Source organism: Enterococcus sp. 22-H-5-01 (assembly GCF_050310005.1).
In the GTDB taxonomy this organism is placed as follows: domain Bacteria; phylum Bacillota; class Bacilli; order Lactobacillales; family Enterococcaceae; genus Enterococcus_A; species Enterococcus_A hailinensis.
In genome coordinates, this window is sequence record NZ_CP189994.1 from 188,063 (window position 1) to 209,400 (window position 21,338).

Annotated in this window: 22 protein-coding genes; 19 read left to right on the forward strand and 3 right to left on the reverse strand. The window is 36.6% G+C overall.

All coding sequences use genetic code 11. From position 1 onward, the window contains the following. Positions 1-3 precede the first annotated feature (3 nt). From ACQKTA_RS11865 to dhaM, 10 genes are all read left to right on the forward strand, one after another. On the forward strand, positions 4-1,491 hold the full coding sequence (locus tag ACQKTA_RS11865; RefSeq protein ID WP_427814881.1) for an amino acid permease: 1,488 nt from the start codon (positions 4-6) through the stop codon (positions 1,489-1,491). A 68-nt stretch (positions 1,492-1,559) separates the two neighbouring features. Next, on the forward strand, positions 1,560-2,921 hold the full coding sequence (locus tag ACQKTA_RS11870) for an APC family permease (RefSeq protein ID WP_427814882.1): 1,362 nt from the start codon (positions 1,560-1,562) through the stop codon (positions 2,919-2,921). 20 nt (positions 2,922-2,941) lie between these two features. Continuing rightward, on the forward strand, positions 2,942-4,525 hold the full coding sequence (locus ACQKTA_RS11875) for a bifunctional aspartate transaminase/aspartate 4-decarboxylase (protein ID WP_427814883.1): 1,584 nt from the start codon (positions 2,942-2,944) through the stop codon (positions 4,523-4,525). 20 nt (positions 4,526-4,545) lie between these two features. Beyond that, on the forward strand, positions 4,546-4,695 hold the full coding sequence (locus tag ACQKTA_RS11880) for a hypothetical protein (protein WP_427814884.1): 150 nt from the start codon (positions 4,546-4,548) through the stop codon (positions 4,693-4,695). Between the two features lie 332 nt (positions 4,696-5,027). Beyond that, entirely contained in the window at positions 5,028-6,827 is a 1,800-nt protein-coding gene (gene glpO / locus ACQKTA_RS11885) for a type 1 glycerol-3-phosphate oxidase (protein ID WP_427814885.1), read from the forward strand. A 10-nt stretch (positions 6,828-6,837) separates the two neighbouring features. After that, the gene (gene glpK, locus ACQKTA_RS11890) at positions 6,838-8,361 is read left to right on the forward strand and encodes a glycerol kinase GlpK (RefSeq protein WP_427814886.1); all 1,524 of its coding nucleotides are present in this window, start codon (positions 6,838-6,840) and stop codon (positions 8,359-8,361) included. A gap of 70 nt (positions 8,362-8,431) precedes the next feature. Next, the gene (locus ACQKTA_RS11895; protein ID WP_427814887.1) at positions 8,432-9,154 is read left to right on the forward strand and encodes an MIP/aquaporin family protein; all 723 of its coding nucleotides are present in this window, start codon (positions 8,432-8,434) and stop codon (positions 9,152-9,154) included. Positions 9,155-9,215: 61 nt separating this feature from the next. Then, complete coding sequence (dhaK, locus tag ACQKTA_RS11900) at positions 9,216-10,199, forward strand: dihydroxyacetone kinase subunit DhaK (RefSeq protein ID WP_427814888.1); 984 nt, start codon at positions 9,216-9,218, stop codon at positions 10,197-10,199. Between the two features lie 32 nt (positions 10,200-10,231). Continuing rightward, positions 10,232-10,810, forward strand: a complete 579-nt coding sequence (dhaL, locus tag ACQKTA_RS11905) for a dihydroxyacetone kinase subunit DhaL (RefSeq protein ID WP_427814889.1) — start codon at positions 10,232-10,234, stop codon at positions 10,808-10,810. Continuing rightward, positions 10,803-11,171, forward strand: a complete 369-nt coding sequence (dhaM, locus tag ACQKTA_RS11910) for a dihydroxyacetone kinase phosphoryl donor subunit DhaM (protein WP_407855286.1) — start codon at positions 10,803-10,805, stop codon at positions 11,169-11,171. The genes dhaL and dhaM overlap by 8 nt, the downstream gene beginning before the upstream one ends. A 113-nt stretch (positions 11,172-11,284) precedes the next feature. Here the strand turns inward: dhaM and ACQKTA_RS11915 are convergent, their stop codons facing one another. Next, the gene (locus ACQKTA_RS11915; RefSeq protein ID WP_427814890.1) at positions 11,285-12,016 is read right to left on the reverse strand and encodes a DUF554 domain-containing protein; all 732 of its coding nucleotides are present in this window, start codon (positions 12,014-12,016) and stop codon (positions 11,285-11,287) included. 112 nt (positions 12,017-12,128) lie between these two features. On the opposite strand from ACQKTA_RS11915, the gene ACQKTA_RS11920 reads away from it, so the two are divergent. From ACQKTA_RS11920 to ACQKTA_RS11960, 9 genes are all read left to right on the forward strand, one after another. After that, the gene (locus ACQKTA_RS11920) at positions 12,129-13,004 is read left to right on the forward strand and encodes a LysR family transcriptional regulator (RefSeq protein WP_427814891.1); all 876 of its coding nucleotides are present in this window, start codon (positions 12,129-12,131) and stop codon (positions 13,002-13,004) included. A 96-nt stretch (positions 13,005-13,100) separates the two neighbouring features. Next, positions 13,101-14,573 (forward strand): UbiD family decarboxylase, encoded by a 1,473-nt coding sequence (locus ACQKTA_RS11925; RefSeq protein ID WP_427814892.1) that lies wholly within the window; start codon positions 13,101-13,103, stop codon positions 14,571-14,573. A gap of 9 nt (positions 14,574-14,582) precedes the next feature. Then, positions 14,583-15,155: a UbiX family flavin prenyltransferase gene (locus tag ACQKTA_RS11930; RefSeq protein ID WP_407855283.1), complete on the forward strand. Its 573-nt coding sequence runs from the start codon at positions 14,583-14,585 to the stop codon at positions 15,153-15,155. Continuing rightward, entirely contained in the window at positions 15,145-15,555 is a 411-nt protein-coding gene (locus ACQKTA_RS11935; protein WP_427814893.1) for an amino acid decarboxylase, read from the forward strand. Before ACQKTA_RS11930 ends, ACQKTA_RS11935 begins: the two co-directional genes overlap by 11 nt. 283 nt (positions 15,556-15,838) lie before the next feature. Further along, entirely contained in the window at positions 15,839-16,534 is a 696-nt protein-coding gene (locus ACQKTA_RS11940) for a deoxynucleoside kinase (RefSeq protein WP_332579774.1), read from the forward strand. 47 nt (positions 16,535-16,581) lie between these two features. Beyond that, complete coding sequence (gene pnuC, locus ACQKTA_RS11945) at positions 16,582-17,325, forward strand: nicotinamide riboside transporter PnuC (RefSeq protein ID WP_332579773.1); 744 nt, start codon at positions 16,582-16,584, stop codon at positions 17,323-17,325. A gap of 132 nt (positions 17,326-17,457) precedes the next feature. Next, positions 17,458-18,519, forward strand: coding sequence for an ABC transporter permease (locus tag ACQKTA_RS11950; RefSeq protein WP_427814894.1), 1,062 nt, complete (start codon positions 17,458-17,460; stop codon positions 18,517-18,519). A 50-nt stretch (positions 18,520-18,569) separates the two neighbouring features. Then, positions 18,570-19,271, forward strand: coding sequence for an ABC transporter ATP-binding protein (locus tag ACQKTA_RS11955; protein WP_427814895.1), 702 nt, complete (start codon positions 18,570-18,572; stop codon positions 19,269-19,271). Positions 19,272-19,301: 30 nt separating this feature from the next. Beyond that, positions 19,302-19,838, forward strand: a complete 537-nt coding sequence (locus ACQKTA_RS11960; protein ID WP_427814896.1) for a TetR/AcrR family transcriptional regulator — start codon at positions 19,302-19,304, stop codon at positions 19,836-19,838. Positions 19,839-19,871: 33 nt separating this feature from the next. Here the strand turns inward: ACQKTA_RS11960 and ACQKTA_RS11965 are convergent, their stop codons facing one another. Together ACQKTA_RS11965 and dapD are read right to left on the reverse strand one after the other, a co-directional pair. After that, positions 19,872-20,513, reverse strand: coding sequence for a hypothetical protein (locus ACQKTA_RS11965; protein WP_427814897.1), 642 nt, complete (start codon positions 20,511-20,513; stop codon positions 19,872-19,874). A 120-nt stretch (positions 20,514-20,633) separates the two neighbouring features. Continuing rightward, the gene (gene dapD, locus ACQKTA_RS11970; RefSeq protein WP_427814898.1) at positions 20,634-21,335 is read right to left on the reverse strand and encodes a 2,3,4,5-tetrahydropyridine-2,6-dicarboxylate N-acetyltransferase; all 702 of its coding nucleotides are present in this window, start codon (positions 21,333-21,335) and stop codon (positions 20,634-20,636) included. Positions 21,336-21,338 lie beyond the last annotated feature (3 nt).

Here is a 21,338-nt window from a genome sequence, read left to right on the forward strand (position 1 = left end):
CCAATGGAACATAATCATGTATTATCACATGCACCATCAGCAAAAACTAAAACGACAGCAAATGAAACTGTCACAGGAAAAAAGGCTCTATCGAAAATCACACTTACGACCTTTATTGGTTTGACCTTTGCACTTGTTGCGGGTCCATATTATTCCACACTGACTGCTACTGGTTGGAATATGTTTCTCTATATGGGGATTGCGACGATTGGTTTTGCTTTACCGATTGCATTGATTTCTGGAGAGTTCGGAACAACATTTCCCGGTAGAGGCGGTCCAGAATTATGGGTGAAAAAAACTTTGGGACCTAAATGGGGATTTGTGACTTCCTGGCTGATTTGGATGGCAATGATTCCGTCGATGTTGATTGTTGGAACAGGCTTTGCACCAACCGTGGCCCTTTTAGTCGGCAGAAAAGATTTGATTGAAAATCCAACATACACGTTAATCGTTATCTTGGCATTGGTTTGGACAATGACGTTGCTAAATTTGAAATTTGATATGGCCAAAATCAATGGTAAATTCGGGATATGGCTCGGTTTCTATATTCCAGTAGTAATGCTATTTGCTTTAGGATTATATACTTTTGTGAAATTTGGTTTCAATCCGGACAGTATTTTAGGGAATTTTGAACCCGCGAAATTAGTACCGAAGTCATTGACTAGCGGATCTGGAATGTATTTCAGTGGGGTAATTTTTATCTTCTTAGGAATTGAGATGTCTTCAGTATTTATCACGCGTTTGAAAAAGCCGTCAAGCCAGTATGCAAAGGGCATTATTATTGCGTTGATTTTACTAGCTGTCCTTTCACTAATGAATGCTTTCTTTATTGCTAACACGATCCCTGAAGGAAAAATCCAATTGAACAACACAGTCCAACCATTACAAATTTTTGCGGATCGTCTAGGCTTGCCGTATATTTTAGTTCAACTATTTTGTTTGATGTCGATTATCAGTGTATTAACAAATATGTCCACTTGGTTTGTCAGTGCATCTAAGACAATGACTCAAAGTGCGCTAAACGGAGATTTTCCACCTAAATTAAAATTCTGGAAAACTAATAAATTTAATGCCTGTCCGTCATTGTTGATCGTACAAGCAATAGCCATCTCTTTGCTTTCAGTAGCATATGCTGTTATTCCTGGAATCAATAAAGTCTTTATTATGATCACAAATAGCGGAACAGTTTTATATTGTTTAGCTTACAGTTTGATGACGATCGGTTTTATCAGTATGCGTCGTCATAATAAAGATCAAGAGCATCCTTTCCGTGTAGGAAAGAAAGGCAATAAATTAGCATATATCGTTGCATTTGTTCTGTTAACGACCATTGTTTTTGCGTTAGCAATTACTTTTATGAATAATTCATTGCTGAACTTGGTTTTTGTCGTTATTTTTACCGGAATATTTTTTACGATTCCATTACTTATTTATAAAAATAAAAAAGATAGTTGGAAAAATATTCCTGAACAAATTGAAAAAACAAATTAGAAATGAGTTGAGCGTTTTATCGATAACAACATATAAAACGCTCAGACTTATTGAATGGAGGAACTACTATGGCTACCGCAAATAGTCAAATGACAAGCAACAAAGGAGATTCAGCTAAAAATAAATTGTCTTTTACGTCGATCTATTTTTTAGGGATCAATGCTATCGTCGGTTCGGGTGCATTCCTGTTACCGCAAGAAATATATAAACATATGGGTGTTATGAGTATTTTAGTTATTTTAAGTGCTGCAATAACAGTTAGCATGATCGCTTTATGTTATGCAGATTTATCGAGTCGTTTTTCAGGTTCAGGTGCCGCTTGGCTGTATTCATATAATGCATTTGGGAAATTTACTGGTTTTCAAATCGGGTTATTTTCCTGGTTTTTAGGTTGTCTGACACTAGCAGCAGAATCAGTGGCATTGCTTAGGACATTAAAAAATATCTTTCCGCAATTAGATAATGACATGATTAAAATCTTATTTCCATTAACCTTGATTTTAATTTTAGCAATCATCAATTTATTTGGAACATCGCTAGTTAAATTGATCAATGGCATCTCTTCTGCGTTCAAAATCTTTATTGTCTTATTTTTTATTATTTTAGGGGTCTTTTTTATTCATAAAGTAAACTTTACCCCTCTAGTACCAAGTACCGTAACAAATACAAAAAGTTTTATGGGACATTTTGGTTCAGCCTTTAGTGTTGTTTTCTATATGTTTAGTGGCTTTTCCTTTATTCCTGTAGCCGCTGCTCAAATGAAAAATCCAGAAAAAAATATTCCGAAAGCATTGATTTATGTCATGGCTAGCGTTACCGTTTTGTACACTCTAGTTCAGGCAATTGCTATCGGAATTTTAGGAACAACGATTGTAAAATATGATGTCCCAATTGCTGAAGCAATGAAAATCGGGATTGGACAATGGGCGTATGCTATCATCATTTTAGGGATGATCATTTCAATTTTTGGGGTAGCTTTTGCCGTGTCATTTAGTACACCTGCCTTAGCCGCTTCATTAGCAGAAGAACATCATTTGCTTCCGAGTTCGCTTGGGAAAAAGAATAAATACGGCGCACCATTTGTTGCAGTGATCATTACATCAGTTATCAGCGTACTAGCAACACAATGTAGTTATATTTTCTTAGTTTCTTGTATTGTGCTAGCATCATTTATACAGTATGTTCCGTCTATTTTAGCGGTGATAAAATTCAAAAAAACAAAACAATTCCCTAATAATGGATTTAGTCTAAAGGGGGGATACACGATCCCAATTTTAGCATTAGCCATCTCAATGTATTTATTAACGAACTTCAATATGAAAGTTCTTTTAGTTATGGGTATTGTATTTTTATTAGGGGTTGTTCTATACGAAACCAAAATCAAAGCAAAATCTAACGATAAACATGAAGTCGCTAAAGCGACTAAGTAATCAAATAGGAGGAAATTATTTTGGATAAATTACAAGAAGAAAAAATAGAAAAACTTGGAGCGTTTGAGATTGATGAATTATTAATACAAGCGGCAGAAAAAAACAAAAATTTTTTAAATGCTGGAAAAGGAAATCCCAATTGGATTAATACAAAGGCTCGATTGGCATTTTGTCAGTTAGTGGAATTTGGGGTTATTGAGTCTCAACGAACATACAATCAAACTGATATTGCAGGTGATATTACTACAGCAGGCATTTATGAGCGTTTTTCAGCCTTCTTAATAGCGCGTGATGATGAAACAGCTGAATTTTTATTGGCTTGTTTAGCGTATTTCAAAACGGAATTTTCAGTACCATTAGATGATCTAGTAGCGGAGTTGATCGATGGGGCGATCGGAAACAACTATCCCACACCGAATCGAGTATTGAAACATAGTGAAAAAATTCTAGCAACTTATTTAGAGGAAGTATTATTCAATGGTACAGAGCTAGCAAGCGAAACTGAAATTTTCCCTACTGAAGGTGGAACGGCCGCAATGGTCTATATTTTTCAGTCTTTGAAGGAAAATAAATTAATTCTTCCGGATGATAAAATCGCAATTAGCAGTCCGATTTTTACTCCGTATTTACAAATTCCAGAATTGCATGATTATCAAATGGTTGAAATTGACTTGCAGTCAAGCGAAGAAAATAATTGGGAAGTGCCAGTCGAAGAATTTGAGAAATTATTGGATCCTAAAATCAAAGCCTTTTTCTTAGTCAATCCTAGCAACCCAGGATCTAAAGCATTAGGTGAAAAAGAATTAGATAAAATCAAGCAGATTGTAGAAAAACGACCAGATTTGATGATTATCACAGATGAAGTCTATGGGTCATTCGTCGAAAATTTCCAATCTGTTTATACAGCGGTTCCTCATAATACATTGCTGGTTTATTCCTATTCAAAATTATTTGGTGCAACTGGTTGGCGTCTAGGGATGATCGCTTTAAATCAAGAAAATATTTTTGATCAGGCCATTCAAAATCTTTCGGAAAATGATCATCAAGAATTGACTGAGCGTTATAGTTTAGTCACGCTATACCCGGATAAAATGAAATTTATTGATCGAATCGTCGCAGATAGTCGTTCGATTGGGTTATACCATACGGCAGGTTTATCTACACCGCAACAAATGATGATGGTTTTATTCAGTTTGACACACTTAATTTGTTTGGAAAAACCCGATAGATATATCAATGAATCAAAAAATATTATTCAAGGTAGATACGAATTACTACATGATCAATTAAATTATCCAATGGATAACAGTGAGTTAAATTCAAAATATTATTCATTGATTGATATCTATCGTTTAGCAGATCAATTATATGGTCAAGAATTTTCAACATACTTAAAAAATCATTTTGAAGAAATTGATTTTTTAGTCAATTTGGCTGAAATAACTGGAGTAGTATTGATGGATGGTGTTGGATTTGGTACAAAAGCGGGAGAAATCAGAATCTCTAATGCTAATTTACCAACTAAAGACTATGGGATTATAGCAGAAAAAATCCTTGAACTATTAAAAGAATATCATTTACAGTTTTTAGCACTAACTAAATAGAAAATTTGGAGGAACTAATTATGACAACAAAAAGAGATGGATTAAAAGAAAATAGAATTGCCTTTGAGGATCAAAAAGAATTAGAAAAAGTTGAAGAAACGATTGATAAAAATAGAGCATCTGTAGAAGCAAGAAAAAAAGAAAAAGAGCAAAAACGAGCACATAATTAATCGATTATTTGGTTGTTTTACAAAAAAGAGACATGATAAAAATGACGAAAAGATAAAATCTTTTTGTCATTTTTTACGTTTAAAGGAGCAGGATACTAAAGGTCATTAATGTGATTTATTAATAATTTATATGCTCTTAAATAGGCATTATATGAGGTAATAGTAAGATTAAACTTTATTTTTTATTCAAAAATAGCAAAATAATTCAAAAGTTTAAGTGTTTTATTGAGGATTTCACAATCTAATATTTTTGAAAGCGTTTTTTGTTGTGCTACACTACTTTTGTAGTCATCATTTATTGTTTTATGAAGAAACCCATAAGGAGGGAGATTATGTTTTCTTTTATTGATCGCAACAAAGAAATTGAAAAATTAAAATCAAAAAAATTTGACCTGTTGATCATTGGTGGAGGAATCACTGGAGCCGGGGTTGCTTTACAAGCAGCGGCCTCAGGACTCTCTGTAGCACTGCTTGAGATGCAAGACTTCGCTGAAGGAACATCTTCAAGATCAACTAAATTAGTTCATGGAGGGCTTCGCTATCTTAAAACATTTGATGTTGAAGTTGTCGCCGACACAGTTGGTGAACGAGCGAAAATCCAAGGAATTGCGCCACATATTCCGAAAGCGGATCCGATGATTTTACCGATTTTTGACGAACCAGGATCAACTTTTAATTTATTTTCAATTAAAGTAGCAATGGATTTATATGATCACTTAGCGGGTATCACTGGCGGAAAATACGCTAACTACATGTTAAGCAAAGAAGAAATCTTAAAACGCGAACCTCAGTTGGAATCAAAAGGATTATTAGGCGGTGGCGTTTACTTAGATTACCGCAATAATGATGCTCGTTTAGTCATCGAAAATATCAAAAAAGCAGTAGAAGATGGGGCAGTGGCTGTTAGCCGCTTGAAAGTCGAAGAAATTTTCCATAATGACGACGGAAAAGTTGCAGGGGTCAAAGCAAAAAATTTATTGAATGATGAATCGATCACTATCAATAGCCAATTAATCATCAACACCGCTGGTCCGTGGTCCGACATCGTTAAACAACTAGACAAAGAAATTGATCATAAACCACATATGCGACCAACAAAGGGTGTCCATCTAGTTGTCGATGGTGAAAAATTAAAAGTGCCGCAACCAACATATTTTGATACTGGCGAACAAGATGGTCGAATGATTTTTGTCATTCCAAGAGAGAACAAAACATATTTTGGAACAACAGATACTGACTATCAAGGTGATTTTGATAATCCAAGAGTTGAACAGTCCGATGTGGATTATTTGTTGAAAATCGTTAATCGTCGTTACCCTGATGCAAAATTATCAGTGAATGATATTGAGGCTGCTTGGGCGGGCTTACGTCCGTTGATCAGTGAGGCCGGTGGCGACTACAATGGAACGACCAAAGAAAAGATCAGTGATGAGAATTTTGAAAAAATTATCAATGCAGCCGAAGACTACTCAAAAGGCAATCAATCACGAGCCGCTGTTGAGAAAACAATTACCGGTGCAGCAAAAGAAGAACCTAAAGATAATCCATCGGCCGTCTCTCGTGGCAGTGATTTAACGATTGCAGAGGATGGTTTATTGATTTTATCCGGTGGTAAGCTAACTGATTATCGTCTAATGGCTTCTGAAGCTATGAAGAAAATCATTGATTTATTAGATCAAAAAGTCGAATTGATCGATTCCGCAAAATATCCTATTTCTGGTGGCGACTTCGATGCTAAAAATGTGGATGAGGAATTAGAGAAATTTGCTAAAGCGGGAGAAGATCAAGGTCTCAGTAAAGAAGATGCTAAATACATCGCCGATTTATATGGCTCCAATGCTGAAAAAGTCTTTGCTTTGAAAGATGAAAAAGTTTTTGATGGATTGAGCCAAGGCGAATCAATGTCATTATTGTATGCTTTACAAGCTGAAATGGTCGTAACACCTGTCGATTACTTGTTGCGTCGTTCCAATTACATGCTATTCATCAGTCATCGATTGATGGAGATCAAAGATGCTGTTGTCGAAGCGATGGCAGAGTATTTTGATTGGGATCAAGCAACTAAAGAAACGTATCAATCAGATTTAGAGAATCAAATCCGCATCACGCAATTAGCGGATCTAAAAGAATAGGAGTGGGAATATGGAATCATATATCATGTCAATCGATCAAGGAACAACTTCTTCACGAGCTATTATTTTTGATAAAGAAGGAAAAGAAGTCAGCTCTTCGCAAAAAGAATTCAACCAATATTTTCCAAAACCTGGTTGGGTAGAACACAATGCTAATGAGATTTGGAACTCTGTTCAATCGGTTATTGCCGGCGCTTTGATTGAAGGTGGTATCCGTCCAACTCAAATCGAAGGAATCGGGATCACGAACCAACGTGAAACAACTGTTGTCTGGGAAAAAGATACTGGACATCCCATCTACAATGCCATCGTGTGGCAATCAAAACAAACGAGTGACATCGCTGATGAATTAAAAGAACAAGGTCATTCAGAAATGATCCAAAAGAAAACGGGTCTATTGATCGATTCTTACTTCTCAGCAACCAAAGTAAAATGGATTTTAGATAAAATCGATGGCGCACGGGAACGGGCTAAAAAAGGCGAACTATTGTTTGGAACAATCGATACTTGGTTAGTTTGGAAATTAACCGGTGGAAAAGTTCACGTGACTGATTATAGTAATGCAAGCCGAACAATGTTGTTCAATATTTATGATTTAGAATGGGATCAAGAAATTTTGGACTTATTAGATGTTCCCAAAGAAATGTTACCAGAAGTAAAATCAAATTCAGAAGTTTATGGTCACACCGAAGATTATCATTTTTATGGTAACCAAGTACCAATCGCTGGTATGGCCGGAGACCAACAAGCTGCGCTAGTTGGCCAATTAGCTTTTGAAAAAGGAACCGTTAAGAATACGTATGGTACAGGTGCCTTTATTGTTATGAATACTGGGGATAAACCAATTCTTTCTGAAAACGGATTATTGACGACGATTGGCTATGGCATCGATGGAAAAGTTACTTACGCACTTGAAGGAAGTATTTTCGTAGCTGGTTCTGCGATCCAATGGTTGCGTGACGGATTGAGACTATTCCAACAAGCACCCCAATCAGAAGACTATGCAAAACGTGTCGATAGCAGTGAAAATGTTTATGTCGTACCGGCATTTACTGGGTTAGGTGCACCGTACTGGGATCAACAAGCTCGAGGAGCAATCTTTGGTTTGACTAGAGGAACAACGAAAGAACATTTCATTCGTGCAACGCTGGAATCATTGGCATATCAAACAGCGGATGTAGTTAAAACAATGGTAAAAGATTCAAATACGGAAATTAAACTATTGAGAGTTGATGGTGGTGCTTCGAAAAACGATCTATTGATGCAATTCCAAGCCGATATTTTACAAACACCAGTTGAACGTGCGCCATATTTAGAAACAACTGCCTTAGGTGTTGCTTACTTAGCCGGATTAGCGGTGGGATTCTGGAAAGATATTGAAGAAATTAAAAAATTTGCTTCAGACGGACAACACTTCGAACCTGAAATGGATGAAGAAATGACAGATGATTTATATGAAGGCTGGCAAGAAGCAGTTAAAGCAACAATGCAATATAAACATAAACCAATCGATAAAGACGATTCAAAAAAATAATCGATTATGAAGAGTTCTTTAATTTTAATCTATAAATTTCTTGTGATAAAATAAATTAGGGGTGAAAACTATGGATACGAGTATGACAACTCAAGTAATTGGAGAAATTATCGGTACGATGGTTTTAGTATTACTAGGTGATGGCGTTGTTGCCGGAGTAAGCTTGAGGAAAAGTAAAGCTGAGGGAGCAGGCTGGATCGCAATTACCCTAGGCTGGGGTGCAGCAGTAACAATTGGTGCATACGTCGCAGGTTATATGTCGTTTGCTCACTTGAATCCAGCAGTAACAATTGGGATGGCAATTGCCGGGAAAATCGGCTGGGATATGGTCGTACCATATATTTTAGGCCAAATGATCGGTGCGATTATTGGTGCGGTATTAGTGTTTATTCATTACTATCCACATTGGAAAGAAACAAAAGACCAAGCAGCTATTTTAGGCGTATTCTCAACTGGGCCAGCGATTCGTAGTCTAGGCGCCAATTTAATTAGTGAAATCATTGGAACCTTTATGCTCGTTTTTGCTCTATTGACATTCGGTATGAGTGACTTTGGTGATGGACTAAATCCGATTGCCGTAGGTATTTTGATTTTAGTTATTGGTTTGTCTTTAGGTGGAACAACAGGATATGCAATTAACCCTGCGCGAGACCTTGGACCACGAATTGCTCATGCATTTTTACCAATTCCTAACAAAGGTGATTCTGACTGGGGTTACTCATGGGTACCCGTTGTCGGCCCGATCATTGGCGGAATTTTAGCAGCATTATTATTTATGGCATTACCAATTTAATGATTAAAAGGGTGATAGTTTACTATCGCCCTTTAAGACTTTCTACAAGGGAGAAAATACGATGAAAAAAATTATTAATGATCCAAAAAATGTAGTTGAAGAAATGGTCAGTGGCCTTGTCAATGCTTATCCCCAATATGTGAAACAACTTCCGGAAACATTGGTAGTTGCTCGTAACGATGATTACGATCAAGTAGCATTAGTCAGCGGTGGTGGAAGTGGTCACGAACCTTCACATGCAGGCTTTGTCGGAGACGGTATGCTGAGTGCGGCGGTCTGTGGACAAGTATTTACCTCACCAACACCTGATCAAATCTATGAAGCAATCAAAGCAACTGACAAAGGAAAAGGGACATTACTGATTATTAAAAATTATTCTGGCGACGTAATGAACTTTGACATGGCCAAAGATATGGCTGATATGGATGATATCAAAGTTGAAACAGTCTTAGTAGATGATGATATCGCTGTTGAAGATAGTACTTACACTCAAGGCCGTCGAGGGGTTGCAGGAACTGTTTTAGTCCACAAAATTTTAGGAGGATTAGCTCGCGAAGGAAAATCAGTTACTGAGTTGGCTGAATACGGTAAGGATCTTGTTCAAGATATCAAAACAGTTGGGATTGCTTTATCAGGAGCGACTGTTCCAGAAGTAGGAAAACCAGGATTTACGTTAGCTGATGATGAAATGGAATTTGGTGTTGGAATTCACGGAGAACCAGGATATCGTCGTGAAAAAATCAAACCATCAAAAGAAATTGCTGAAGAAATCATTGGAAAATTGAAAGCTGAATTTAAGTGGCAAAAAGGTGATAAATTTGGTTTATTAGTCAATGGTATGGGTGGTACCCCACTGATGGAATTATTTATTTACTTTAATGATGCCAAAAAACTTTTGGAAGCAGATGGGATTGAATTGGCTTTTACAAAAGTAGGCGATTATATGACCTCGCTTGAAATGGCAGGAGCTTCGATCACTATGGTTAAATTAGATGACGAACGTACACGATTACTAAATGAATCGGTGCATACAATTGCTTGGTAAAACAAATTAAATTGGTTAAAGGGGAGAAGCTTATGTTCACACCAGAAAATTTACGTAAAACGCTAGAAATATTCAACGATAAAATTCAAGCTAAAAAAGATTATTTAAGTGAGTTAGATACACCGATTGGTGATGGAGATCATGGTAACAATATGGCAAGAGGAATGGATGCTGTAATGGCAGCTGACTTATCCGGTGACTTGCCAGCAATTTTTAAAGCAACAGCGATGGCTTTGATCAATAAGGTCGGTGGAGCTTCTGGTCCTTTGTATGGCACAGCAATGATGGAAATGATGAAAGCAAGCAAGGACTCGAACGATCCTGAGACATTACTTAAAGCAGCGATTGTTGGAATTGAAAAACGAGGAAATTCTCAACCTGGAGAAAAAACAATGTTGGATCTTTGGGTACCAGCAGTTGATAATTTAAATAATGGTACTTTAAACACAGCAACTTTAGAGGTTTTAGTTGAGCAAACGAAGAATATTAAAGCAACGAAAGGTCGTGCCTCTTACGTAGGTGAACGTTCAATCGGTCATATCGATCCAGGTGCGATGTCTTCAGCTTATTTCTTTGAATCATTGATAGAGGCGGGTGTTTTTAATGAGTAGAGGTGTCGTTTTAGTATCACATATAAAAGAAATTCCAGAAGGATTGAAACGTTTAATCGGTGAAGTTGCTAAGGATGTACCTGTAACAACAGCTGGTGGTTTAGAAGATGGCGGTATTGGAACGTCAATGGAACGTATTTCTAAAGCAATCGAAGAAAATTCAGCAGATGAGATCTTAGCTTTTTATGATTTAGGAAGCGCCAAAATGAATTTAGAGATGGCGATTGAGATGACAGACAAAAAAGTTACTTTATTTGATACAGCATTTGTTGAAAGTGCATATACAGCTTGCGCGTTATTAGCAGCAGATGCCGAAGAGTCAGAAATAGAAAAACAATTAGCTGAGCTCAAAATAAAATAATAGCGTTGAATAAAAGACACTTTAAAAATAGAGTATAAACCATTAATTGGTGAATTAGAAAATTAGGACAATAAAAAAACGGTTTGAGTATCATACTCAAACCGTTTTTTTTATTAGCTAAGTAAAGGTAAAATCAAATTAGCCCAGATCCAGCTACAAGGCATGATCAAAATCATTGCCGGTATCATATCGGCGGTTGGGAACATTTTTACTTTGATCATTCTGAAACCAGTTGCTAACATCAAAATACCACCAGCAGCTTTAAAATCTAAAATCATATCTGGTGTAGTTAGTGGGAAAATGAATTTTGCTAATAAGAACAAAATGTAAAAGATAATAAATTGTGGAATCGCAATAATTGAAACAACATAACCTAAATTTGTAGCAAAAATAAGAGCAGTGAAGAAATCCAAGATTGATTTAGCAATCAAAACAGAACTGTCACCAGTCATACCTGAGTCCAAGCTACCATAAATCCCAGTACCGCTAGCACAAAATAGTACGATTACAGTGACTAATGTAGCAACAAATTCATCGTGTGTCATCCCTAAATTTTCATTGGGAAAAATCTTTGAGATCGGACGTTGCATGACCATTGCTCCACGATTCAATAAATCTCCTAGATGGAAGAAAAGACCTAAAGCAGTTCCGATAACGACCGCAAAAATGACTGCGGGCATATACTTCATCGGTGCGACTGCGTATATCCCCATCGCCATCGAACAAGCCCCAAAAATCATATTGATTTCAGTTTTGAACTTTTCTGATAAATATTTTCCGAAAAATCCTCCAATAATTCCGCCTAATAACACGGATCCAGCATTGATAATAACTCCAGTTGGCATAAAATAAATCCCCTTTCTACAATTGCGATGTTATTGTAGCATCGATTTTTATTCGCACCAATTCCATTTTTGTGCTAGATTATTCTTAATTAGAATAGTTAGGAGCATCAGTATGGATATTCATAAATTGGAAGTTTTTATCGATCTCTCAGAAACCTTAAATTATACTGAAACAGCTGAGCGTCAGTTCACAAGTCAAGGAAATGTTTCGAAGCAAATAATTTCCTTAGAAAAAGAGTTGGATACTAAACTGTTTACCCGATCACACAAGAAAATAGAATTAACTGAAGCTGGAAGATTGGCTTTGACTTATGTTCAGACTATCGTCGATCAATACCATCAAATGAAAAATAAATTAGTTGATTTGAGAACAGGCTCAGAAACGATTTTGCATATCTCAACGATTCCGACTTTGATCAAGTATGAAGGATTTACTACGATCATGTCTTTCTTGAATAAGCATCCAGAAACAACTTTGCAATTACGAGAAGCAGAGACGGACGCACTAGTAGCAATGCTCGAGCATGGAGAAAATCGGTTAGTTTTTTCACGTTTTTTTGAGTGGAATCATCCGGATACGGAGGTACTAATAACAGAAGAGGACGAATTTGTGGCAGTATTTACTAAAGATCATCCGCTAGCAAAAAAATCCGAGCTTTCATTAAAGGAATTGGAACATGAACGCTTCTTACTATTAAGAGAGACGAGTCAATTAAAACAACCAGTGATTGATTTATGCCATCAAGCAGGTTTTGATCCGAGCATCGCAAATGTCAGCTCACGGATCGATTTATTGATCCAAATGGCGAAAGAAAATTTAGGGATTGCTATTTTAATGAGCAAAACGTTCAAATTAAATCCAGAAGATCATTTAGTCGCGTTGCCGATTACACCAAATGTCAAAAGCAAGTTAGCCTTTATCAAACGCAAAAATGATACCTCGATGATCGTAAATGAATTTTGGGATTATTTGAAAGAACAGCAATAGTATTCCAGTTTGGAATTTAATTTACCCAATTACGAATTGTTTTCTCCAACGATACGACTAAAATAGAGACTGTAATCAATCAAAGGAGGTTCAATTATGTCAAATCAACCATATGATTTACGTAAAGTAATTGAGGAATTAAAAGAATTACCTGGTCAATACCATGAAACAGATGTAGAAATTGATCCAGAAGCAGATTTATCTGGTGTATATCGTTATATCGGTGCCGGTGGTACTGTAAAACGTCCAACTCAAGAAGGTCCAGCAATGACTTTCAATAACGTAAAAGGATTCCCTGGAACTCGTGTCAATATCGGAACAATGGCTAGCCGTCGTCGTGTAGGCGAAATTTTACATCATGACTATAAGACATTAGGCCGCTACTTAAAAGATGCTGTTGAAAATCCAGTTATGCCTGAAAAAGTTTCTAAAGCAGACGCTCCTGCTCAAGAAGTAGTTCATTTAGCGACTGATGAAGGTTTTGATATTCGTAAAATTATTCCTGCTCCTAAAAACACTCCAGAAGATGCTGGTCCATATATCACTCTAGGTGTTGTTTTAGGATCAGATCCAGAAAAAACAATGAGTGACGTAACAATTCACCGTATGGTTTTAGAAGATGAAGATACAATTGGTATCTATATCATGCCTGGTGGACGTCACATCGGACATTTCCACAAACAATATGAAGCATTAAACAAACCAATGCCAATTACAATCAATATTGGTTTAGATCCTGCAATTGCGATCGGTACTACATTTGAACCACCAACCACACCACTTGGTTACAACGAATTGTGGGCTGCTGGTGCATTACGTAAAGAACCAGTTCAAATCGTGGACGGTGTTGCAGTAGATGAAGTCGGCATCGCTCGTGCTGAATTCATTATTGAAGCAGAACTTATGCCTCATCAAACAATGCAAGAAGACATCAACACAAATACTGGTAAAGCAATGCCTGAATTCCCTGGCTATACTGGTGATGCTAACCCAGCTGTGAATGTGATAAAAGTTAAAGCTGTGACACATCGTAAAAATCCAATTATGCAAACAACAATTGGACCTTCTGAAGAACACGTATCAATGGCGGGTATCCCAACAGAAGCCAGCATCTTATCATTAGTTGACAAAGCTATCCCAGGAAATGTATTGAATGTATATAACCCTCCAGCAGGTGGCGGTAAATTAATGTCAATCATGCAAATCAAGAAAAATGGGCCTTCCGATGAAGGAATCCAACGTCAAGCAGCTATCTTAGCTTTATCTGCATTCAAGGAATTGAAAACAGTTATTTTAGTTGATGAAGATGTTGATATTTTTGATATGAATGACGTAATGTGGACATTGAACACACGCTTCCAAGGAACAAAAGATATTATGGTACTTCCTGGTATGCGTAATCATCCATTAGATCCTTCTGAATTGCCTGAATACGATCCAGCAAACATTCGTTTCCGCGGAATGAGTTCTAAAACAATTCTAGATGGAACATATCCATATGACATGAAAGAACATTTTATTCGTGCACAATTTAAAGAAGTTCCTGATTGGGAAAAATATTTGAAGTAGGTGGAAAAATTGACCAATAAAAAACGGATCGTGATCGGAATCAGTGGAGCTTCTGGAACAGTTTATGCTATTGATTTATTAAAAAAATTAAAGACCATCCCAGAAGTTGAAACACATGTCATCGTTAGTCAGTGGGCCAAAGAAAACTTGAAGCTTGAAACGGATTTAACAATGAAAGATTTATCAGCGTTGATCGATGTTGAATATAGCAACAAAGACTTAGGTGCAGCGGTAGCTAGCGGATCATTTTTGACTGAAGGAATGATCATTGTGCCGGCCAGCATGAAAACAGTCGCTGGTATCTCGATTGGTTTTGGTGAAAGTTTGATTTCTCGTGCAGCAGATGTCACAATGAAAGAACAACGAAAATTAGTGATCGTCCCACGAGAAACACCGCTGAATGCGATCCACTTAGAAAATCTGACAAAATTGGCACGTCTAGGTGTGCAGATTATTCCGCCGATTCCAGCATTTTACAATCACCCAGAGACGATCGATGATTTGTTGCATCATCAAACAATGAAATTATTGGATGCTTTAGGGATTGAAAATGAAGGACGCAGGTGGAAGGATGGAAAGTAAACTCTTTTCGATCCAACAAGCAGGTTTTACGATCTCGATTGCACTTCAAATTATTGGTCAAGATGTTTTAGCTACGATCACTGGTGGAGATACGCCACACATCGGGACAGTTACGACCTATACTATGGAAGAAAAAAAAGTCACTCGCTTTCCGAGCCACGATGGACGCTTCCATAAAGATGATGTTTTAGCAGATATTTTTGTCAAAGCTGTAGCTAAAGCTGTTCCTCATTATTTAGTCGTAACGTCTGGAGTCCATGTTGATCATATTTCAAAAGCACAGATTGCGTCCTCTTTTCCAATGGTTGAATCATTGAGCCGAGAAATTGTTCAATGGTTAGAAACAGTCAATTGGGGCGAAGAAGCAGTTTATTATCAAAACGGTGAGAAACCGCAATAAATAAAGAAGCTGGGGCAAAAGTAAATTACTTTTGCCCCAGCTTCTTATTCTGAATAAACGATCGATTAGTTATTCTAATTGCTAAAAATAAATGATGAACGTTTTTTTTTTGAAGAAAGCACATACATTTTATATAAAGTAACTACACCATATGTTGTATGTATTTTCTCTATACCATTAAAAAAGCACAAAATCTAGTCTTTACTTTACAAAAATTTAGACGTACTATTATCAAGGATCTAACAGGTATTTTTAAATTTAATAAGAAAGGATAGATGAAACAATGTTACTGATAGCTGGAACAATCGGTGCTGGTAAAAGCAGCCTGACAGATATGTTGTCACAAGAAATGAACTCAAGGCCTTTTTATGAAAATGTCGATGACAATGAAGTCTTGCCGTTGTTTTACTCGAATCCAGAAAAATATACATTTCTGTTACAGATATTTTTTTTAAACAAGCGTTTTTTAGCAATGAAAGATGCACTGCAACAAGCCAATAATGTTTTAGATCGAACGATTTATGAGGATAGTTTGCTGTTTCATTTAAATGCTGATCTTGGAAGAGTCACTCAAGATGAAGTTATCCAGTATGATCATTTACTGGATACGATGTTAAAGGAATTAGACAAAGTAGCGCCTAAAAAGCGACCGGATCTATTGATCCATATCAATGTCTCATTCGAAGTGATGTTGGAACGAATTGAAAAACGTGGCCGTGATTATGAACAAGTCTCAACCAATCCAGAATTATATGAGTACTATCGATTAGTCAATCAACGTTATCAAGACTGGTATGACCATTTTGATTTATGTCCTAAAATTCAGATTGATGGCGATCGGTATGACTTTGTGGCAGATCCCAAAGCTGCTGAAATCGTTATTGCTGAGATCAAAGAAAAAATGGTCCAAATGAATCGATCTGAAAGTAAAGTCTCAAAGTACTATTCTTCAAATAATCTTGAAAAAGGCATTTTTTAATTTTTTTTAATCAATAAAGAACGACTGTTTTGTAGAAGGAGCCAATCATGTTAAACTATTTCAAATTTTTATTCCATCAATTAAAAGGATGGCCGCAACAAAATTATTACTTATTCTTTTTCAGTTTAGGTTGTCAAATCATGACACTTGTCAATCAACCGATCACATTTTTAACAGTCGTAACATTTATCGGAACTACTTTAGGCGTGCTATGTATTTTGTCCATTAACGCAGCTAAATCAGTTAATGGTGTTTTGGGTATCATTTCAGCCATTTGTTTTATTTATGTCGGCTTTTCAGCTAAAAACTATTTGAGTATCGGCGAACAAATTGCTTATATGATCACGCTAGATATTCCAGTGTTATTGAGTAAAGAATGGAATCATAATATGGCTGCCAAGATCCGTAAGTTTACCGGAAAAGTCTGGGTGATCGCGATTGTCAGCACGATCATTGTTTACTTTGTTTCAGGCACCTTGATCCAGCGCTTTACCGATGATCCAAGACCTTGGATCGATGCGATCGCGTTTTCAATTAGTTTGACGGCTGGAGTGATTAGTTTCTTACGTTACAATAATCAATACTATTGGTGGTTAGCTTCAGGTTTAGCTCAAATGGTATTATGGTATATTTCGTTTAGACATGGTTCAGCTAGTTTGGCGATGTTTGTAAATAGCTCTGTGTATTTGATCAACGATGTGTTGGCGTTCACCGTCTCTCCTTGGTACAATAAAAAGGAACGAGCACGTATGCAAGCGATGGAAGAAGAATATTATCATTTAAGTCATTGATTTTTCAATGGCTTTTTTTATTTAAAATCGACTTATTTTAACTCTGTGAAGGAGACCGCAAGCATTTTAGTAACGAAAATAAATGAAACATGTTACGTTTATTTTATCAAGTGATAAGTAGGAGGGAAAAGTATGTTTTTAGCAATCAATGAAATCCGACATTCCAAATTGCGTTACACATTAGTGATGGGTGTAATGTTTTTGATTGCGTATCTGGTGTTCTTTTTGACCGGTTTAGCATATGGGTTAGCGCAAGATAATCGAACCGCAGTTGATAAATGGAATGCAGATACGATTCTTTTAGCAGAGGAAGCAAATGATAATTTGAATATGTCGATGATTCCGTTAAAGACGTTTGATGAAGTGAAAGCAGATCAGAAAGCTTATCTGGCTCAAACAGCGGGTGTTATTAAAGGGGACAATGGAGAAAAAATCGATGTTAGCTTTTTTGGAATCGATAAAGATCAATTTTTAGCACCTAAAATTACTAGTGGTAAAATGTTTGGTTCGGATCAGGAAGCTGTTGCAGATCTTTCATTGAAAGAACAGTACAATTTGAAACTAGGAGAAATGGTTAAAATGGCTGGCAATGATAAAACCTTAAAAATTGTTGGCTTTACCGACAATGCCAAGTTTAATGTAGCACCGGTTTTATACACTACTTTAGGAGCCTATCAAGAAATTAGTTTTGAAACGAAAGGAACGAGTCAAAACACACGAATCAATGCAGTTGTAACAAAAGGAACGGTTGATTCAGTGCCAAAAGATTTAGAAAAAACAAGCATTAAAAACTTTATCAATGAATTACCGGGGTATAGTGCTCAAGTCTTGACTTTTGGCTTTATGATTGGCTTTTTAATCGTTATTGCAGCGATCGTAATCGGGATTTTTATCTATGTCTTAACGATGCAAAAATCAGAAATTTTTGGGGTGATGAAAGCACAAGGGATTTCGAGCCGCTATATTGCTATTTCAGTCATCGCTCAAACCTTTTTATTAGTAACTGTTGGTGTAGTGATTGGATTAGTAGCTACAGTAGGGACAGCATTGGTACTACCAGATGCAGTACCTTTCCAAGTTAATAGTTTATTCTTTATCGCCATCAGTTTACTGATGATCATAGTCGCATTGATCGGAGCCTTTTTCTCAGTTCGAACAATTGTTAAAATCGATCCTTTAAAGGCGATCGGGTAAGAATTCGGATCTACGATTATCAGTAATAAAAAATGAATAGGAGGATCAAGATGAGTGCAATTGAATTTAAACAAGTCAAAAAAGATTTTAAAGATGGCGATACAACGATCGAAGCACTAAAAGAAACCAATTTTTCGGTGGAAAAAGGAGAATTCGTAGCAATTATTGGTCCATCTGGATCTGGTAAAAGTACTTTTTTGACGATTGCAGGTGGTCTCCAAGCACCATCTTCAGGAGAAGTTCGGATCAACGATGAAGATTTTAGTGGAAAGAAAGAAAAAGAGCGAGCAAAACTACGCTTTAAAGAGATTGGGTTCATTCTTCAAGCATCAAATTTAGTACCTTTTCTGACAGTAAAAAAACAATTAAAATTGGTCGATAAAGTCAGCAAACAGGAAAATACTGAAAAAGCGGATGAACTTTTTAAACAATTGGAGATCGATCGATTAGAAAATAAATATCCTGAGGAACTTTCTGGGGGCGAACGTCAGCGTGTAGCGATTGCGCGAGCTTTATATCATGATCCAACGATCATTTTAGCTGATGAACCAACGGCTAGCTTGGATTCTGAAAAAGCGTATGAAGTGGTCAAAATTTTAGCAAAAGAAACCAAAGAAAAAAATAAAGCCACGATCATGGTAACGCACGATACTCGTTTAGTTAAATATTGCGACCGAGTCTTAGAAATGAGAGATGGACGATTGACAGAAAAAGAAATCAAGCATGAAGAACAAGCGGCAACTGTCGTATAATAAAGGTATCAAAGAGAATGAGGCGATGCCATGTATGAAGAAATCTTAGATGTTGCGGAAGAATTATTTATGAAGCAAGGCTATAATGATACGTCTACACGACAAATCGCAAATATTTTAGGAATCACCCAGCCAAATATCTATTATCATTTTAAAAATAAAGAGACTATTTATTATCAAGTGATGCAACGTTTATCACATGAAGTTCGCAAAAATTTGATTGGGATCGGGATTAGTGAGAATTCTTTTGAAGAAAAAATAGTAGCGATGGCTTTTTATCTACAAGCAAGGCATCCATTCAGTTTATTTATGATGATGCATGATATTCAGCACATTTTACAACCTGAAACATCAAAAAAATTATTTGTTTTATGGGAACATTCTTATAAACAACCATTTATTGATTTGTTTCAACAATCATCAAAATTGCGTTCGACAGTAGAAGCAGATTTTGCAGTCCGTCAACTATTTATTTTGATTTCTGCTTATCTGGATTCACCTATAGAAAATCGCAAAGAAAATCTCCAAGCAGCGATTCAATTATTTTTTTACGGAATTCTCAAATAAAAAATCCGCTACCTTTGTAGGTAGCGGATTTTATTATGCTAAGACAGATGCAATCATGTCTGGTAATTCTTTTTTCATTACTCGTTTAGTTGCTAAAGCATCCATGTAAGTGATGGTTTGATCTGCAGCGACAGTCGCTAATAATTGGCAATCTTTCTTAGGCGGATTGTAAAAGACTTCGATTGTTTGATCAGCATCTGACCATTCAGCAGAATAGTTAGCTTTAGATTTCAATGCTTGATTCAACGCTTCCGCTTGTTCAGCTGAAACGCCAGAAGCAGTTGGTTCTTTTACAACATCAGCTAAGATGTCTTGAGCTAATTCAGCTGCTTGATCTGTTTCTGTTGCAGAAACAGCAGTTGAATCTTTGAAACTTTCAGACCATAGATTGTATAGGCTGTTTGTTAGTTGATTTAGGATTTCTGTTTCAGGTTTTTGTAAATAGTTATCAACTAGATTTTTAAATGAATGATCATCTTCAGCACTTACGATTTGACGAGCTTGGCCTTCTGGAGTTGTTTCATCCAAATGAATGCGATAAGTTTCAACTTTATCAAAATAAATTTTAACATCGCTGTGGATGTGGTTCGCTAAAGTTTCTTCAACTTGTGCGAATGCTTTGCTGATTTGTTTGTTACGAGTTTTGATAGATTTCTTGATACTTTTTAAATTCACGAGAATAATTCAGTCGCTTTCTTTATAGAGTTTCTTTCCGTTTGTATTATAGCATATTTCCCGCAAAGTGCAGTAAAAATACGCAAAAAAGGCGGAGAGAAGCATCTCTTCGCCTTTTTTCTAACGTAAATCGTCTAAAAATTCTGTTTTTCCAGGATCAACTTCATCTTTTGTTTTGATAATTTTAGCTGGAGCACCGGCTACTACGGCACCGACAGGGACGTCTTTAGTCACGATTGCACCGGCTGCAACCACCGCATCTTTTCCAATATGAACACCTTCTAAAACAACGGCATTGGCACCGATCAAAACATTATCTTCCACGATAACTGGTGAAGCACTAGGTGGCTCTAAAACACCAGCTAACACAGAACCAGCACCGATATGCGCACGTTTTCCAACTGTTGCTCGAGCACCCAGAATCGCACCCATATCGATCATTGTTTCTTCACCGATCGAAGCACCGATGTTAATGACTGCGCCCATCATGATCACTGCTTTGTCACCAATCGAAACGCGGTCACGAATCATTGCGCCGGGTTCAATACGCGCATTGATATTTGTGATATCCAGCATTGGAATCGCAGAGTTACGACGGTCGTTTTCTAAATGAACAGCGTTGATTTTTGCTGCTTGTTCGTTTAATAATTCATTGACCGCTTGGCTTTCACCAATTAGGATCCAAGAATCACCTTGACCAAAAAATTGAATATTCTCTTTTTTAACATCGCTCAGATCACCTTGCACATAGGCTTTGACTGGCGTTGTTTTTTCAGCATCTTTAATATATTTTGCAATCTCATATGGATCTGTTAACGTCATAAA